At 68.9% G+C, this 16,588-nt stretch carries 15 protein-coding genes; 3 read left to right on the forward strand and 12 right to left on the reverse strand.

The features are described from left to right. Nucleotides 1-108: 108 nt before the first annotated feature. Complete coding sequence (gene glgA / locus J3476_RS20870) at nt 109-1,272, forward strand: glycogen synthase (RefSeq protein ID WP_207068272.1); 1,164 nt, start codon at nt 109-111, stop codon at nt 1,270-1,272. Nucleotides 1,273-1,350: 78 nt separating this feature from the next. On the opposite strand, the gene J3476_RS20875 is transcribed toward glgA, so the two are convergent. The 7 genes from J3476_RS20875 to J3476_RS20905 form a co-directional block, all read right to left on the reverse strand. Next, nucleotides 1,351-1,518: a DUF3117 domain-containing protein gene (locus J3476_RS20875; RefSeq protein WP_068532479.1), complete on the reverse strand. Its 168-nt coding sequence runs from the start codon at nt 1,516-1,518 to the stop codon at nt 1,351-1,353. 153 nt (nt 1,519-1,671) lie between these two features. After that, entirely contained in the window at nt 1,672-2,298 is a 627-nt protein-coding gene (locus J3476_RS20880) for a DNA-3-methyladenine glycosylase I (protein ID WP_207068273.1), read from the reverse strand. Next, nucleotides 2,295-2,768: a DivIVA domain-containing protein gene (locus J3476_RS28210; RefSeq protein ID WP_373889102.1), complete on the reverse strand. Its 474-nt coding sequence runs from the start codon at nt 2,766-2,768 to the stop codon at nt 2,295-2,297. The genes J3476_RS20880 and J3476_RS28210 overlap by 4 nt, the downstream gene beginning before the upstream one ends. 33 nt (nt 2,769-2,801) lie before the next feature. Next, on the reverse strand, nt 2,802-3,761 hold the full coding sequence (locus J3476_RS20890) for a glucosyl-3-phosphoglycerate synthase (RefSeq protein WP_207068274.1): 960 nt from the start codon (nt 3,759-3,761) through the stop codon (nt 2,802-2,804). Then, on the reverse strand, nt 3,758-4,582 hold the full coding sequence (gene folP, locus J3476_RS20895; protein ID WP_286183454.1) for a dihydropteroate synthase: 825 nt from the start codon (nt 4,580-4,582) through the stop codon (nt 3,758-3,760). Before folP ends, J3476_RS20890 begins: the two co-directional genes overlap by 4 nt. Before the next feature lie 122 nt (nt 4,583-4,704). Further along, nucleotides 4,705-6,504 (reverse strand): long-chain-acyl-CoA synthetase FadD6, encoded by a 1,800-nt coding sequence (fadD6, locus tag J3476_RS20900; RefSeq protein ID WP_207068276.1) that lies wholly within the window; start codon nt 6,502-6,504, stop codon nt 4,705-4,707. A gap of 86 nt (nt 6,505-6,590) precedes the next feature. After that, nucleotides 6,591-7,163, reverse strand: coding sequence for a TIGR00730 family Rossman fold protein (locus J3476_RS20905; protein ID WP_286183424.1), 573 nt, complete (start codon nt 7,161-7,163; stop codon nt 6,591-6,593). Between the two features lie 29 nt (nt 7,164-7,192). Between J3476_RS20905 and J3476_RS20910 the strand changes: the two genes are divergently transcribed. Beyond that, the gene (locus J3476_RS20910; protein ID WP_207068278.1) at nt 7,193-9,193 is read left to right on the forward strand and encodes an AAA family ATPase; all 2,001 of its coding nucleotides are present in this window, start codon (nt 7,193-7,195) and stop codon (nt 9,191-9,193) included. 73 nt (nt 9,194-9,266) lie between these two features. Beyond that, entirely contained in the window at nt 9,267-9,968 is a 702-nt protein-coding gene (locus tag J3476_RS20915) for a type VII secretion target (protein WP_207068279.1), read from the forward strand. 96 nt (nt 9,969-10,064) lie between these two features. Here J3476_RS20915 and J3476_RS20920 read toward each other — a convergent pair whose 3' ends face one another. The 5 genes from J3476_RS20920 to J3476_RS20940 all read right to left on the reverse strand — a co-directional run bounded on the left by J3476_RS20920 (nt 10,065) and on the right by J3476_RS20940 (nt 16,563). Further along, the gene (locus J3476_RS20920) at nt 10,065-11,699 is read right to left on the reverse strand and encodes an ABC-F family ATP-binding cassette domain-containing protein (protein WP_207068280.1); all 1,635 of its coding nucleotides are present in this window, start codon (nt 11,697-11,699) and stop codon (nt 10,065-10,067) included. 119 nt (nt 11,700-11,818) lie between these two features. Then, nucleotides 11,819-12,883 carry a succinyl-diaminopimelate desuccinylase gene (dapE, locus tag J3476_RS20925; protein ID WP_207068281.1) on the reverse strand — a complete coding sequence of 355 codons (1,065 nt, stop codon included), beginning with the start codon at nt 12,881-12,883 and terminating at the stop codon, nt 11,819-11,821. Nucleotides 12,884-12,967: 84 nt separating this feature from the next. Continuing rightward, a complete protein-coding gene (locus tag J3476_RS20930; RefSeq protein ID WP_207068282.1) occupies nt 12,968-14,008 on the reverse strand; it encodes an aminotransferase class IV in 1,041 nt (346 codons plus the stop codon). Nucleotides 14,009-14,031: 23 nt separating this feature from the next. Beyond that, nucleotides 14,032-15,540, reverse strand: coding sequence for an APC family permease (locus J3476_RS20935; protein ID WP_207068283.1), 1,509 nt, complete (start codon nt 15,538-15,540; stop codon nt 14,032-14,034). 102 nt (nt 15,541-15,642) lie between these two features. Continuing rightward, nucleotides 15,643-16,563: a LysR family transcriptional regulator gene (locus J3476_RS20940; RefSeq protein WP_207068284.1), complete on the reverse strand. Its 921-nt coding sequence runs from the start codon at nt 16,561-16,563 to the stop codon at nt 15,643-15,645. Nucleotides 16,564-16,588 lie beyond the last annotated feature (25 nt).

Genomic DNA, 16,588 nt, shown 5'->3' on the forward strand with positions numbered 1-16,588 from the left:
TGGGGACAGGGGCCAGCCATTCGCTCTATTGGGCGGGGTGTCGGACTGTCCATCAAGACAATTGGGGATGCGGCGCGGCGCTCTTCGATACCGGCTACCGTCGACAGCATGCGGGTGGCGATGATGACTCGGGAATATCCACCCGAGGTCTACGGCGGAGCAGGAGTGCACGTCACAGAGCTCGTCGCTCAACTGCGGCATCTGTGCGAGGTGGACGTGCACTGCATGGGCGCTCCGCGGCCCGAGGCGACCGTCGCGCAGCCGGACCCTGCCCTGCAGGGCGCGAACTTCGCCCTCACCACGCTGTCGGCCGACCTGAACATGGTCAACGCCGCCTCGTCGGCGGCCGTCGTGCATTCCCACACCTGGTACACCGGCATGGCCGGGCACCTGGCGGCCCTGCTCTACGGCGTCCCGCACGTGTTGACCGCGCATTCGCTGGAACCGATGCGTCCGTGGAAGGCCGAGCAGCTCGGTGGCGGCTACCGGATCTCGTCCTGGGTGGAGAAGACGGCGGTCGAAGCGGCCGCCGCGGTTATCGCCGTCAGCTCCGGGATGCGCGCCGATGTGCTGCGTACCTACCCGGCGCTGGACCCGAACCGGGTGCACGTGGTCCGCAACGGCATCGACACCGACGTCTGGTACCCCGCATCCCCGCCCGACGACGGCTCGGTGCTGGCGGAACTCGGCGTCGACCCGTCCCGACCCATCGTGGCGTTCGTCGGCAGGATCACCCGACAGAAGGGGGTCGCGCACCTGGTCGCCGCCGCGCACCACTTCTCCCCCGACGTCCAACTGGTGCTCTGCGCCGGTGCGCCGGACACCCCGGAGATCGCCGAGGAGGTGTCCGCCGCGGTCCAGCAGCTCGCGGCCGCGCGCACCGGCGTGTTCTGGGTACAGGAGATGCTGCCGACCCACAAGATCAGGGAGATACTGTCGGCGGCAACCACATTCGTGTGCCCCTCGGTCTACGAGCCGTTGGGCATCGTGAACCTCGAGGCGATGGCCTGCGGCACCGCGGTCGTGGCCTCGGATGTGGGTGGCATCCCCGAGGTGGTCGACGATCAGCGCACCGGAGTGCTGGTCCACTACGATCCCGACGACACCGAGAGCTTCGAACGCGGTCTCGCGGCCGCGGTCAACGCGCTGGTCGCGGAACCGCAGCGGGCCCGCGATTTCGGGGCCGCGGGCCGCCAGCGCTGCATCGACGAGTTCTCTTGGGCGCAGATCGCCGAGCAGACGCTACGGATCTACCAGCACGTTCTGACCTAGCTCTACTGACCCAGCCCGCCGGCAAGGCCCCACAGCAAAGAACCGGCCGCGCGCTACGCGACCGGTTCCTGCTTCGGGCTAGCTCGTGACGCCCCTCAGTTCCTCTCCGAGAGCGGCTGCCTCGTCCGGGGTGAGTTCGACCACCAGTCGGCCACCGCCTTCCAGTGGTACCCGCATCACGATGCCGCGCCCCTCCTTGGTTGCTTCCAGTGGACCGTCTCCGGTCCGGGGCTTCATCGCCGCCATCGAGTGCTCCCTCCACAAAGGCGTGCCCGTCTGGGCCCGGTCTGTTCCCGGAGCCGGCACTGCCCGCTCATCTGCCGCGGACAGCAACCGGCCTTGAACTGCTACAGAGTCTTATTGTTCCCTATCCTGGCCTGCTCGTGTGCAAAGACCCGCCTATAGCTGCTCCGATGGTGTTTCACCGAGGCGCGGAACCCAGCAGTCGGCGACATGATCGTCGACCATTCCGGTGGCCTGCATCAGGGCGTAGGCCGTCGTGGGCCCGACGAAGCGGAAGCCGCGCCGCTTGAGGTCCTTGGCCATCGCGGTCGACTCCGGCGACACTGCGGCGACACCGGCCAGATCGGCAGGCCGGTCGCGGGTGAGCCGGTCGGGTGGCGCGAACGACCAGAGCAGCTCGCTGAGGTCGACACCGGCGTCGGCGAGGTCGGCCACCACCCGGGCATTGGACACCGTGGCTTCGATCTTGGCCCGGTTGCGCACGATGCCGGTGTCGGTGAGCAGTCGCTCGATGTCACCGTCGGTGTAGCGGGCCACCCGTTCGACGTCGAACCCGTCGAACGCGGCGCGGAAGTTGTCCCGCTTGCGCAGGATGATCAGCCAGGACAACCCGCTCTGGAACGCTTCCAGGCTCACCCGCTCGAACAGCGCCGCCGAGCCGTACAGCGGTCGGCCCCACTCGGTGTCGTGGTAGTCCCGGTAGAGCACGAAATCCTCTGCGGAAAGCCGGGATTGGTCGATCCAGCCGCATCGGACCCGGCGATCGTCAGTGACCGACGTCACCGGCCCTCCCACTCGGCGTCGGGCACCTGCACGTCCTCGACGTGGGAGGCGTCGTCGGCGTGCGAGACGCGGGACACGTGGGAGCCGTCGTCCACGTGGGAGAAGTCGTCGACGTGGGAGCCGTCGTCGACATGGGAGACGTCGTCACCGCCGAAGGCGGTGCCCGTCTCTGCGCTGAGGCCCTGCCGGGCGCGCACCGCGGCCAGCTCGCCTCTGAGCTGGTCGAGTTCGCGACCCAAGCGGTCGAGCACCCAGTCCACTTCACCGACCTTGTAACCGCGCAGCGTCTGGGTGAACTTGAGCGCCTCGACGTCGGTGCCGGTCACTCCGGAGGCGGGCAGCACGGTCGCGGTGGTCGACTGCGGAAGCGGTGGTAACACTTCACCGCGGCCGAACAAGACACTGCCGATGGCGAACAGCACGATGCCCACCAACACGAACACCACGAGGTAGAGCAGGACGAGGGTCACACGTCGATAGTGCCCGACGCCGCCGACACGGGGTCAGCGCGGGCGCAGCGTGTTCATCGGCGGGCGGTCTTCCAGGCAGACCTCCGAAGTGCGTGCGCTGTAGTTGTTGCCGTCGGCGAAGAACTGCGTGAGCCCCACGCCGGAGTCCTCGATGCCGCACCGCGACAGCAGGGTGGCGATGACCTGGCGGCTCATCGACGCCAGCTCGGTCAGCGGCCGGTTGCGGTGGGTCCGCACGCCCAGATTCACCTGGGCCAGCGCGTCGAGGCCCAACCGGTCGTAGGCGTCGATCAGCAGGCCGATCTCCACCCCGTAGCCGGGCGCGAACGGTACCGCGGTCAACAGCTCGCGGGTGCCGGCGTACTCGCCGCCCAGCGGCTGGTAGAGGCAGGTCAGCTCGGGTCGCAGCGCCGCGAGCAGCGGGCGGGCCACCAGTTCGGTGACGCGGCCACCACCGTTGGCGTCCTCTTTGCCGCTGACCCGCAGCGGCCGCCGGTAGAAGCCCTTGACCAGGTGCACACCCTCGGTGGTCAGCAGCGGCCCCAGCAGCTTGGGCACGAACATCGGATCGGGATCGAGCAGATCGGAATCGACGAATGCGACGATGTCGCCGGTCGTGGCGGCCAGCGACCGCCACAGCACCTCACCCTTGCCGGGCTGCGTCTCGACCTCGGGTAGCGCGACCTCCCGGCTGACCACCCGCGCTCCGGCGGCGACCGCCCGGATCTCGGTGTCGTCGGTGGAGCCGGAGTCCAGCACGATCAATTCGTCGACGAGTCCGCCAAGCAGCGGGGTGATGGTCTCGACCACCCCGGCGACGGTTTCCTCCTCGTTGAGCGCAGGAAGCACGACGGAAACCGTGCGGCCCCGCTTGGCGGCCTCGAGCTCGGCGACCGTCCACGACGGGCGGCTCCAGCTGTGATCGGTCAGCCACCGGTGGTCGGCCACATCGTCGATGGCCAGTCCCGTGATTCGATCAGACAAGACAGTCATGCCAGTCCCCTCACCGTTCGTTTCGGCTGACGGGCGCCCTTGATTGACGCAACCATCTCCAGTACTCGACGCGTGGGTCCCACCTCGTGCACCCGGAACATCGCCGCGCCCTCGGCGGCGGCCATCGCCGTCGCTGCCAGGGTGCCTTCGAGGCGTTCGGTGAGGCCCACACCCAGAGTCTCCCCGACAAAATCTTTGTTGCTCAGCGCCATCAGGACGGGCCATCCAGTATTTACAAGCTCTTTTACGTGGCGCAACAAACTAAGACCGTGGTAAGTGTTCTTGCCGAAATCGTGGGTCGGGTCGATCAGGATGCCGTCGCGGCGGACCCCGAGTGCGGCCGCGCGCTCGGCGGCGGCGGTCACCTCGGCGATGACGTCGTCGACCACCCCTCGCTCGGAGATCCCGTAGTTGACGCGGAACGGCCGGGTGCGCGGCACCGCGCCCCCGGTGTGGGAGCAGACCAGGCCCGCCCCGAACTCCGCCGCGACGCCCGCCAGCTCGGGATCGACCCCACCCCAGGTGTCGTTGATCAGATCCGCACCCGCCGCGCAGGCCTGCTTGGCCACCTCGGCACGCCAGGTGTCGACGCTGATGAGCTGCTCGGGAAAGGTGCTGCGCAGCCACTCGATGAAGGGCACCACCCTTGCGATCTCTTCTGCGGTGTCGACGACCTCGCCGGGGCCCGCCTTGACCCCGCCGATGTCCACGACGTCGGCGCCGTCGGCGATGACCCGGTGGGCGGCCTCTTTGGCCGCCTCGTCGGTGAAGGTGGCGCCGCGGTCGTAGAACGAGTCCGGCGTCCGGTTCACGATCGCCATGATCAGCGCACGGTCACCGGCCACCGGCCGGCCCAGAAACGTCGACTCCACGCCATTCAGGCTACGTTCCGGCCGGACCCGTGGTTCCGGCCGGAATGCGCAGATCGCAGCGCTGGCGGGCGCTACTTGGGTTTCTTGCCCGAAGCGACCTCGTCGGGGTACTCGTCGTAGAACGGGACGTAGCCCTCGTCCTTGCCGGAGAGCACGTACAGCGGGTCGTCGATCGTGACGTCCTCGCTGTCGTCGTCATCGCCGCTGGCCTTGCCGTAACCCTCTTTACGCAGGTCGACCTTCTGGCTCTTGAACGTCGACGTGTGCGCCAACTCCGTCACCACCCGCACGAACAGCGGCACCGCGTAGCCGGGCAGCTTGTCGTAGGCGGCCTCGGCCAGCGCCTTGCCGTCGAGCTCGTCACCGTTCTTCAGCTGGATCGCGGCCATGCCGGCCCGACCACCCGCACCCGGCACCTCGACGCCGAAGACCGTCGCCTCCTCGATCTGCGGATGCGTGGAGATCGCCGCCTCGACCTCCGTGGTTGCGACGTTCTCGCCCTTCCAGCGGAACGTGTCGCCGAGCCGGTCGGTGAACGCGGCGTGCCCGAAGCCCTGCGCCCGCATCAGGTCCCCCGTGTTGAACCACACGTCGCCCTCCTTGAAGGCATCGCGGACCAGCTTCTTCTCGGTGGCTTCCCTGTCGGTGTAGCCGTCGAACGGCTGGAAGTTGCTGACCTTGGACAGCAGCAGACCCGGCTCGCCGTTCTCGACCTTGTGCACACGGCCGTCGGGACCGCGTTTCGGTTCGCCGGTGTCGTGGTCGTACTCGACGAATGCGATCGGGCTGGGACAGATGCCGGTCGTCTTGTCGATGTTGAAGACGTTGACGAACGCGGTGTTGCCTTCACTGGCCGCGTAGAACTCGCAGACCCGCTTGATGCCGAACCGCTCGGTGAACTCGTCCCAGATCGCAGGCCGCAACCCGTTACCGCAGATGACCCGCACCTTGTGCTGGCGATCCGTCGGCTTCTCCGGCTGGTTGAGCAGGTAGCCGCAGATCTCGCCGATGTAGACGAACGCGGTGGCGTCGTAGCGGATGATGTCGTCCCAGAACTTCGACGCCGAGAACGACTTGCCCAGCGCCAGGGCCGCACCGGAGTTCAGCACGGACGACAGCGCGACCGTCAGCGCGTTGTTGTGGTACAGCGGCAGGCAGCAGTACAGCGTGTCGCTGCTGTTGAGCCGCAGTCCCAGACCACCGAACCCGGCCAGCGCGCGCAGCCAGCGGTAGTGGGTCATGACGCTGGCCTTCGGCATACCGGTCGTGCCCGAGGTGAAGATGTAGAAGGCCTTGTCCTTGGCCAGCACGGCATCGGTGGTGGCGGGATTCGTGGTGGGCGCTGTCGCCGACATCGTGATGACCTCGTCGACGGTCAGCAGGCCGCTGGTGTCCGCGCCGCTCTCGTTGATCTCGTCGATCAGGTCGACCTCGGCGACGACGACCTTGGCCTCCAACAAGCCGAAACTGTGCTTGAGCACCTCGCCGCGCTGGTGGAAGTTGATCATCCCCGCGACGGCGCCACACTTGACAGCGGCGAGCATCAGCAGCACCGACTGGGGCGAGTTACGCAGCATGATGCCGACCACGTCGCCGTGCCCGACCCCTTTGGCCGCCAACACCGCGGCGTAGCGGTTGACGGTCTCGTTGGACTCGCGGTACGTCAGCCGCTCATCGCCGAACTTGATGAACACGTGGTCGCCGTAGCTGGCCGCCCGGTCCTGGAAGATCTTGCCGATCGAGGTCTTGGCGGACGGCCGGGCACCGAACCCAGTGATCACTCCGCGCAGAATCGTCGGGGTGTCTTTGAGGAAGCCGGGAAGCTGTTTGGCGACGTCGAGGACTCCGACGCTGCGGCGCGCCCCACTCATTTCATCTGCCCATCGATACACGTCGTCATGTCGGTGCTTTCTTCCTCCGGTCGTTTGTCGGACACCTTAGTTGCGGCCGATGCGGGTCAGCGGGTCGGTGCGCACGCGGCCAGTGCGGCGTCCACGTCCTCGACGACGATGAGGCGCCGCAGCGCCTCGTCGGCGACGTAGCCGGTGTCCGCCAGCTGGCGTAGCCAAACCAGCAAACCCTCGTAGTGCCCGAACGGGTCGAGCATCACGATCGGTTTCGAGTGCATACCCAAATACGCCGCTGTCCAGGCTTCGAAGAATTCCTCCAGCGTGCCGATGCCGCCGGGCAGCGAGATGAACGCGTCGGCGCGGTCCTCCATGACCTGCTTGCGTTCCCGCATCGTGTCGGTGACGACGAGTTCGTCGGCCTCGGTGTCGGCCACCTCGCGATGGACCAGCGCCTTGGGGATCACGCCGACGGTGTAGCCGCCGTGCGAGCGCGCGGCCGAGGCGACCGCGCCCATCGCCGAGACGTTGCCGCCTCCGGAGACCAGCGTCCAGCCTTGATCGGCGATGGCTTTGCCGAGCTGGTGGGCCAGGTCGAGCAACTCGGGATGCGTCGGGCTCGACGCGCAGTACACGCAGATCGCCCATTCGCGGTCGGGTTCTGGGGACGCTTCTCGGGACACACGGACAAACCTAGCCATACACTCCGGCGATGCCCGTGCGCGCACCGATCGGATGGGTGACCGGACGGTCGGATCCGGCACTCGAGCTCGTCGAACGCGGCGTGCATGCGCAGGCCGGGGCCGTGTTGATCGGCCCGGCCGGCGTCGGCAAGTCGACGCTGGCCCGCCGCGCGGCCGAACATCTGTCGGCCGAATTCGACCGGGTGGACTGGGTGCTCGCGACGGCGTCGCCGCCGGACGTGCCGTTCGGGGCCTTCGAGCATCTGCTGGATGTGCCGGAGTCCGGCAAAACCGCCTCGGTGTTGGCGACCGCTCGGCAGATCGTGGGCGACGGCAGGTTGTTGGTGATCGACGATGCGCACCATCTGGACGCGCTGTCGGCGGCTCTGGTCTACCAACTGGCGGTGAGCCGGGCGGTCCGCGTGGTGCTCACCGCCACCGTCGGGGAGTGGCCGGTACCGGCGGAGGTCGCCGCTCTGTGGCACGACGACGTCGTGGCGCGGGTGGACGTGACGCCGCCGGGCCATGAGGACAGCCGGCTGCGGGCGCAGGTCGATACGTTCGTCGCCGGGCTGTCGAGCACGACCCGCCGCGTGCTGGAGTTCCTGGCGGTCGCGGATCCGCTGAGCCTCGAGGACGCCGCCGCGCTGACCAGTGCCCACGCTGTCGACGACGGCGTGCAGGCGGGCGCCGTGATCATCAGCCAGGACGGGGTGCGCCCCGCGCATCCGCTGTTCGTCGACTCGGTGCGCGACCGGCTCGGTGGCCCGGACCTGCGACGCCTGCGGTCGGCGGTGGTGGGCCGGTTGTCGTCGGCGGGCCCGCGCGGGGTGGTGGGCCGGCTGCGGGTGGCCGCCCTGTCGATCGGCAGCGACAGCCCGCTCCCGGCGCCCGACCTGTGCGCGGCCGCCCGCGAGGCACTGCGGCTCGGCGACCTGGAACTCAGCGAGCGGCTCGCGCGGGCGGGGCTGGGCGGCGGGCACGATCTCGACGCCCGATTGACCGCCGGCTACGCGCTGGCGTGGCAGGGCCGCGGACGGGAGGCCGACGCGGTGCTCGCCGGTCTGGACCCCGCATCGCTGAGCGACGACGAACTGATCGCGTGGGCGCTGCCCACCGCGGCCAACCAGTTCTGGATGCTGTCAGAACCCGCGCGGGCGACCGCGTTCCTGCAGTCCATCCGCGCGAAGGTGGACGATCCGGCGGCACGCACCGCGGTGGACGCGCTGTCGGCCACGTTCGCGATGAATGCGGGCAACCTCGAGCGGGCCCGTGAGGTGGCCGAGCAGGTGCTGGAATCCACTGACCCCGACGAGACCGCGGTCGGCTGGGCGGCGTCGGCGGCGGCGCTGTGCGCGGCGCGCACGGGCCGGTTCGACGACGTGGACGCCCTCGCCGAGCGCGCCGTGTCGGCGGGCCAACCGGGCCTACTGCGCTTCACCAGCGGGTTCGGACAGACGACCGCGCTGCTGATGACCGGCGAGTCGGATCGCGCGCTGACGCTGGCGCAGCGGCTCACCGAGTTCGCCCAGCGCAGACAGCCCGGCCGCGCAATCGGCGAGGTCCTCACCGCTGATGTGCTGCTCGCCAGAGGTGAACTCACTCAAGCGGTCTCGCTGTTGCGGGACGCTGCAACCACGCTCGCGCCGACCGGATACTCGTGGGGGCCGCTGGCCTGGATGCTGCTTGCGCAGGCGTTGGGCCGGCTCGGCAGGCCGGCTGATGCGGGTAAGGCGCTGGCACGCGCCGAGGCACGACATGGCCTCAAGTCGATGCTCTTCGCCCCGGAACTGAGCCTGGCTCGCGCCGCGACACTGGCCGCCCAGCACGACACGCACGGCGCCGTCGAGGCGGCCCGAGCCGCGGTCAAGGCCGCGGAGCGGGGCGGGCAGACCGCGGTGGCGTTGCGGGCCGCCCATGTCGGTGCGCGACTCGGGGATGCGCGGGCCGGTGAGACGCTGGCCCGGCTGACCGGTGAGCTGGACTGTGCGTTCGGCCGCGATGCGCTTGCGGAGATCAACGGGTCGTGACGACGATTTGGTGATCGGGCGCCACGCCCGGCGGCCCTAGACTCGGTGCGGAGCAGGCATTGGGAGGCAAGTGATGGTCGAGCCGTTGTCGGTGGACACCGACGGTGTGCGTTCCCTCTCGGAAATCCACACCGGCGTGGCGACCGGGTTGGGGTCGCTGAATGCGGCGGCCCCGGGGTCCGCCGCCGTCGCGACCTCACACGGCACCATCGCCCATGCGGTGCAGACGGCACTGCAAGCCGCACTCGGTAGCCGCTCGGGCACCATGACGGCCACCCAGGACAGCGGCGCCCGGATCTCGGAACTCCTGCAGCAGGCGGCCGTGGCGTACGAACACGGTGACCAGCGCGGCGCCGCCGCCATCAAGGCCGCCGCCGACGCGCTCGCCGACGGAGGACCGGCCGGGGCCGGCGCGGCCGGTAACGCCGGCGGCGCGCCCGGAGCCGGTGGGGCATCCGGAGCTGCCGTGTCGGGCTCCGACGCGGTCGGCCAGGTGGTCGGTCAACTCGGACAGCTCGGGCAGATGGGGCAGCAGCTCGGCGCGCCGTTGGCGGCGCTCGGACAGCCGTTGCAGCAACTCCCCCAGCAGGTCATGCAGGGTGTTCAGCAGGTCTCCCAGAGCACCGCGGCAGACACGTCGGAGGACAGCGGACCACCTGGAGCCGGCGACGCCGAACCTGCCGACGGCGCAGCGCCGGGGACGGAGCCGGGCACCGGTACCGCACCCGTCGAGTCCCCGGATTCCGGCGCCGGTGAGGCCCGGCCCTCGACCTAGGTCGTCCCGGCGTCCCTGCGCCCCGGGGCGTCCTCGTCGGCCCGGGTGTCCTGGCCGTCCTGGCCGTCCTGGCCGTCCCAGCCGCCCCAGTCGTCCCTACTCGTCCTGGCCGTCCTGGTCGCCGCCGGTTTCGCTGACCCGACCTCCGGCGAGCCGCACCCGCCGCTGCACCCCGATCCGGTCGAGGAACACCTCGTCGTGACTGACGACGATGAACGCTCCCCGGTAGGCGGCCAGCGCCGACTCGAGCTGCGCCACGCCGGCCAGGTCGAGGTTGTTGGTCGGCTCGTCGAGCATCAGCAGCTGTGGGGCCGGCTCAGCGAACAGCACGCAAGCCAGCGTGGCACGAAGTCGCTCCCCGCCGGACAGTGACCCGGCGGCGGTGTCGACGCTGTCGCCGCGAAACAGAAACTGCGCCAGCAGATGCCGCTGCCGGGTCAAAGACAGGCTCGGCGCCGCCGCGGCCAGGTTCTCCGCGACCGAGCGGCCGTCGTCGAGTAGGTCCAGCCGCTGCGACAGGTACGCGACCCGTCCGGCGGCGACGTGGACCTCGCCGCCCTCCGGCTCGATCTCCCCCATCAGCACGCGCAACAACGTGGTCTTGCCGGCCCCGTTCGGACCGGTCAGCGCGATCCGCTCCGGCCCCCGCACCGCGAATTCCACCTCGTCGAGCACCGCGCGACCGCCACGCGACACGCGTACACCACTGGCGTGCAACAGTGTTCGACCGGCGGGCACGGCGGTGTCCGGCAGGTCCAGCACCAGAGTGTCCTCCTCGCGTAACGCCCGCTCGGCATCGTCGAGTCGGTTCCGAGCGTCGTCGACACGCCGGGCGTGCACGCCGTCGCCCCGGCCTGCGGTCTCCTGGGCGCGACGTTTCATCGCCCCGGCCACGATCTTCGGCAGGCCGGCGTCGGAGAGTGTGCGCTTGGCGTTGCCGGCCTTGCGGTCGGCCCGCTCACGGGCCTGCTGACGCTGCCGCTTCTCTCGTTTCAGGTGCTGCTCGGCGCCGCGCACCGCCTCCGCGGCGGCGCGCTGAGCCTCGTCGACGGCGGCCAGATAGCCACTGAAGTTCCCGCCGTAGGTGGAGATCCGGCCGTCGCGCAGCTCGGCGATACGATCCATGCGATCGAGCAGGGCCCGGTCGTGGCTGACAACCACCAACAACCCGGTGTAGTCGTCGAGCGCCGCGTCCAGTCGCTGGCGGGCAGCGGTGTCGAGGTTGTTGGTGGGTTCGTCGAGCAGCAGGATGTCGGGGCGGCGCAACAACTCTCGCGCCAGCCCGAGGCTGACCACCTCACCGCCGGACAGTGAGCGCAGCGATCGGTCCAGGCTCACGTCAGCCAGGCCGAGGCGGTCGAGTTGGGCGCGCACCCGCGTCTCGACATCCCAGTCGTCGCCGATCGCGGTGAACACCCACTCGCTGGAATCACCGCCCGCCAGCGCCTCGAGTGCCTCGATCACCGCTGCCACGCCGAGCAACTCGGCCACACTGCGGTCATCGAGCAACGGAAGTGTCTGGGGCAGATAGCCGACGGTCCCGTCCACGACGATCGAACCGCTCGACGGCGTCAGTTCACCGGCGATGAGCCGCAGCAGCGCGCTCTTGCCGGTGCCGTTGCGGGCGACCAGGCCGGTACGTCCCGGGCCGGGCGCGAACGACAACTCGGTGAACAACGCGGTGCCGTCGTCCCAGCGCAGCGAGACGTCGGACAGGGTGAGAGAAGACATGCGGGAAGGCTCCGAGACAGGGGCGCGAGATGGCCCGGACGGGCGATTGGATGCGAGCTCCGGGGAACTATCCGGAGATGTCTTCTGCTCCCAGCATGGTTGTCACGTTATCGGCTTCGTCAACCGGTTAAATAGCGGCGCAGGGTCTCGGTGACGGCGCCGATCTGGGCGGCATCGACCCGCTCGTCGGCCCGATGGGCCAGGTTGGGGTCCCCGGGGCCGTAGTTCACCGCGGGCACGCCCAGCGCCGCGAACCGGGACACATCGGTCCAGCCGTACTTGGCTCGCACCGCCCCGCCTGCGGCATTGACGAGTGCCGCCGCTGCCGGTTTCGTCAGCCCGGGTGGGGCACCGGCAGCTGAGTCGGTGAGTTCGATGCCGACGTCGAGTCCGTCGAGGACGTCGCGGACGTGGTCGTAGGCCGCCTCGACGGTGCGATCGGGGGCGAAGCGGAAATTCACCGTCACCGACGCCGCGTCGGGCACCACGTTACCCGCGACACCGCCGTCCACGCGCACCGCCGACAACCCCTCGCGGTAGACGCAGCCGTCGATGTCGACCTCGCGGGCCTGATAGGTGTTGAGCCGGGCGAGCACGGGTGCGAGTTTGTGAATCGCGTTGTCGCCCAGCCAGGATCGGGCGGAGTGCGCCCGGGTTCCGGTCGCGGACACGATCACGCGCAGCGTGCCCTGACAACCGGCCTCGATGAAGCCACCCGAGGGCTCGCCGAGGATCGCGACGTCGGCCGCCAGCCACTGCGGCAGCTCGCGTTCGATGCGACCCAGTCCGTTGGCCGAGGCCTCGATCTCCTCGCAGTCGTACATCACCAGCGTGATGTCGTGGGCGGCGTCGGCGACGGTGGCGGCCAGGTGCAGGAAGACGGCGTCGCCGGATTTCATGTCGGAGGTGCCGCAGCCGTGCAGTACCCCGTCCTCCAGCCGGCTGGGCAGGTTGTCGGCGGCGGGCACGGTGTCGACGTGGCCGGCCAGCAGGACCCGCGACGGCTTGCCGAAGTCGGTGCGGGCGAGCACCGCGTCGCCGTTGCGGACGACTTCGAAGCCGGTGGTCTGGGCGCGCAGCGCGGCCTCGATCTCGTCGGCGATGCGCTTCTCGTGCCGGGATTCGCTGGGGATGTCCACCAACGCCGCCGTCAGCGCGACCGGGTCACCGTGTAAGTCGAGCACAACAGACCACGGTAGCGGGTCGGCGCGTCACTTCCCCGGAGCCACCGACGGGGCCGGGAACGCCCGGCCCCGTCGGTGACCTCGTCAGCCCTCGTAATCGATGGCCTCGATGAGCGGGGACGGCTCGTCCATCAGCGCCCAGAACCGGTCCCGGATCGCCACCGTCAGCGGCCCGGGCTGACCGGCACCGATCGCCTCACCGTCGAGGGTGTTGATGGGGGTGACCCCGCCTGCGGTGGTGACCGCCATGATCTCGTCGGCCTCGTAGAGTTCGTGGCTGGTGACGTCCCGCAGGGTCGCCTCGACACCCATCGAGTCGGCGATCTCGAACACCGTCTTGCGGGTGATGCCGGGCAGCGCGTTGCGCGACGGTGAGGCCAGCTTGCCGTCCTTGACGATGACGACGTTGAAGCCGGGGCCTTCAGCGACGCAGCTGTCGGAGTCCAGCAGGATCGCGGTGCGCGCGCCCCGATCCTTGGCTTCGAAGCTGGCCGCGGTCAGGTCGCCCCACTGGTAGTTCTTGATCGTCGGGTCGACGGTGTTGCGACCGGCCCGCCGCACGTGCCGGGGCACCACAGCGCTGGTGCCGAAGATCTGTTCGTGGGGCGGAAACGCCCACAGGTAGGGAATCGCGTAGATGTAGACCTGGTGGGTCAGCTTGGAAAGGTCTTTCTCACCCCGGCGCTTGCCGTATCCGCGGGTGACGGTCAGGTTGACGAACGACTCCCGCAGCTGTGACAGCGCCACACAGCGTTTGGTGATGTCCGCCAGTTCGGCCTTGGAGAGGCCGGCGTCCAAGCGCAGCTTGGAGGCGCCGTCAAGCAGCCGGTCGAGGTGGTCGTCGAGCCGGAAGATGTTGCCGTGCCACACATGGGCGACGGTGTAGGTGAGATCCGAATGACCGAAGCCGGTGTCGAATATCGAGATCTTCGCCTCGGAGGCGGGCAGGTACTCCCCTTCGATCCACGCGACCCCGCCGGCGAACGGGCTCGAGCTGTCGAGTTCGTAGTCGCTGTACTGGATCACCGAACCCGGCGGGGTGTCTTCCCGGATGGCGCCGGGCTCCACGGCGACGAGGTTGGAGGAGCCGGCGTGCGAGGTGGTGAGGTCGGAAACAGAAGTCATGACAGGGTTTTCCTTTTCGTCGATCAGATGCCGTGGGTCTTGGCGAAGTGGGCGCCGGCCTCGCCCTGGCGGAGCCGGGACCGTAGCCCGGTCATCCACCAGATGGCCGCGACCACGACGATGCCGAGGAAGACCCACTTGTTGGAGGTGAACTGCGGGAGGAACAGCAGCGCGATCGCGACGCCGATGAAGACCACCAGCGCCGTCACGTACAGCGGCAGCCGGAACCGGCCGAGGTCGAAGGTGCCTGGTTCGCCCTGCGGGATGGTGCCTCTGCGGTAGCCCACCAGCAGGCCGATGGTCTGCAGGATGTACACGGAGAAGAACAGCAGCGAGGCGATCCCGATGATGTAGTTGAACGCCTTCTCGTTGACCAGGGCCGACAGCAGCAGCACCGTGGACAGGCAGCCGAGTCCCAGGACGGCATAGGTGGGCGCCTTGCTCTTCGCCGAGACATGGCGCCAGACATGCGAGAACGGCAGCATGTTGTCGCGCGCCATCGAGTAGGTCAACCGGGTGGCCACCAGGATGTTGGCCAGCAGGCACGCCAGGATGTTCGTCAGGGCCACGGCGACAATGACTTTGGTGACCACCGGGCCGGCCTGTTGGGTGATGATCTCCTCGATCGGAGCCGCGGCGTTCGCCTCGACGGCGTCGACGTCGCGGATCGCGAGCACGAAGACCATGTACATCAGCAGTTCGATGACGATCGAGGCGACCAGCGCGCAGAACATCGTCTTCGGGACGACGAAGCGGGCGTTCTTGGTCTCCTCGGCCACGTCGGCGCCGGACTCCACCCCGATCAGGCCGAAGAACGGGCCGAGTGCGGCCGCCAGCCAGGCCAGCACGTAGGCGTCCTTGTCGCCGGCCTCGCCACCGGTGAACAACACCGACAGCGGCTGGTGGTTCTCCGGCGCCGAGAACGCGATGATCGCGACCAGCGCGGTGGCTCCGACGGTGATCACCAACTCCAGGCTGACGCCGATGTTGTTGACCATCGTGGCGAACCGCACACCGTAGATGTTGATGAGCACGCACACGAACACCACGGCGATCGCGACCAGGATCTGCGCGCTCTGGCTCATGCTCCAGCCGAACAGGCCACCGAGGTAGCCGGAGAGGATGAACCCGACACCGGTCATGCCGCACACCCAGCCCATCAGCGCGATCACGCCGGTGAACCAGGCCAGATTGGGGCCGTTGATCCGGCTGACCCACTGGTAGGAGTAGCCGGCCAGCGGGAGCTTGGCGGTCAGGTCGGCGGCGATGAACGCCCACAGCGCGAACACCGCACCGGCCAGCAGCAGCGTCCAGACGAACGGGCCGCCGGCGGTGAAGTAGCCGGCGCCGAAACCGGTGAACACCGCGGTGGTGGCGCTGATGGTGGCGAAGCCGATGGCGAACGAGGCCAGCGTGCCGACCGAGCGGTCCAGCTTCTGGGTGTAGCCCAGCTCGGCGAGCTTGGCGTCTTCGGCGTTCTTCCCGTCCTTCGGCGGTTGTGAATGAGTGGTTGCTGCCACTGCGTCAGTCATGGGCACTCCAGGTCAATGCGTGGGATCGGATACCTGAAGACAGAGAACAGTCATCCGTACGACAGCGGAAGTTCGATCATTTGATGTGGTGATAAACGCAGGTTATAAGTCCGCGTCCGGTGGCTCCCGATCACCGGTCTCCCCGAAATTCCACTGTGTTTGGACATGGCGGACCAGGGCCTCGGCCTGCGGACTGAGTACGGCCGGATGCCAGGCGAGCGCGGTGTGGCTCGGGGGACGGTCGGCGATCGGCACGTAGACGATCCCGGGCCGGTCGTAGAACCGGGCCACCGAGGACGTGGTGAAGCTGATCCCCAGACCGCGTGCGATGGCCGTCGTCTCTGCCTCGTATGTCGCCGCGACCGCCGCGATGTTCGGCGGCCGGTTACCGCGCACGTCCATGGCCAGCCAGTAGTCCCGCCAGCTACCCGCGGTCAGGGGAGCGCACACGATCGGGTCGTCGAGCAGTTCGGTGATGGCGACCTCGGATCGCTGCGCCAGTCGGTGATCGCGCGGCAGGCACGCCACCCACGACTCGGAATCCAGGATGAGCATGCGGTGCTCGGGCAGGTCCACAGGCGGGCGGATGATGGCGACCTCGGTGGTGCCGTCGGCGAGACCCGCGGTCGGATCGGCGAAGTCGAACTCGATGGGCTCCACCCTGACGAACGGATAGGCGGCCTCGAAGTGGCGGACCAGCCGGAACAACAGGTCGGCGCCCGTACCGATGAGGTAGCCGACCCGCAGCACACCCCGGCGGGTGCCCGACAGCATGACCAGGTTGTCCACCACCGCGTCGACACCGGACAGGGCCTGCCGCACCTGGGGCAGCCACGCCGCGCCGAGGTCGCTCAACGCGACCTCGCGGGTGTTGCGCCGGAACAGCACGACTCCGAACTGCTGCTCGAGTTGTTTGATCGCTGTCGACAGCGCGGGTTGGGTGATGAACAGTTTCTCCGCCGCCCGCCGATAGTTCAGCTCCTCGCCGAGGACGGCGAAATACCGCAGCTGGCGCAGCGTCACGTCGACGGTCGTGATGGGCCTCCTA

The sequence above is a fragment of the Mycobacterium sp. PO1 genome (genome assembly GCF_017312405.1).
Lineage (GTDB): Bacteria > Actinomycetota > Actinomycetes > Mycobacteriales > Mycobacteriaceae > Mycobacterium.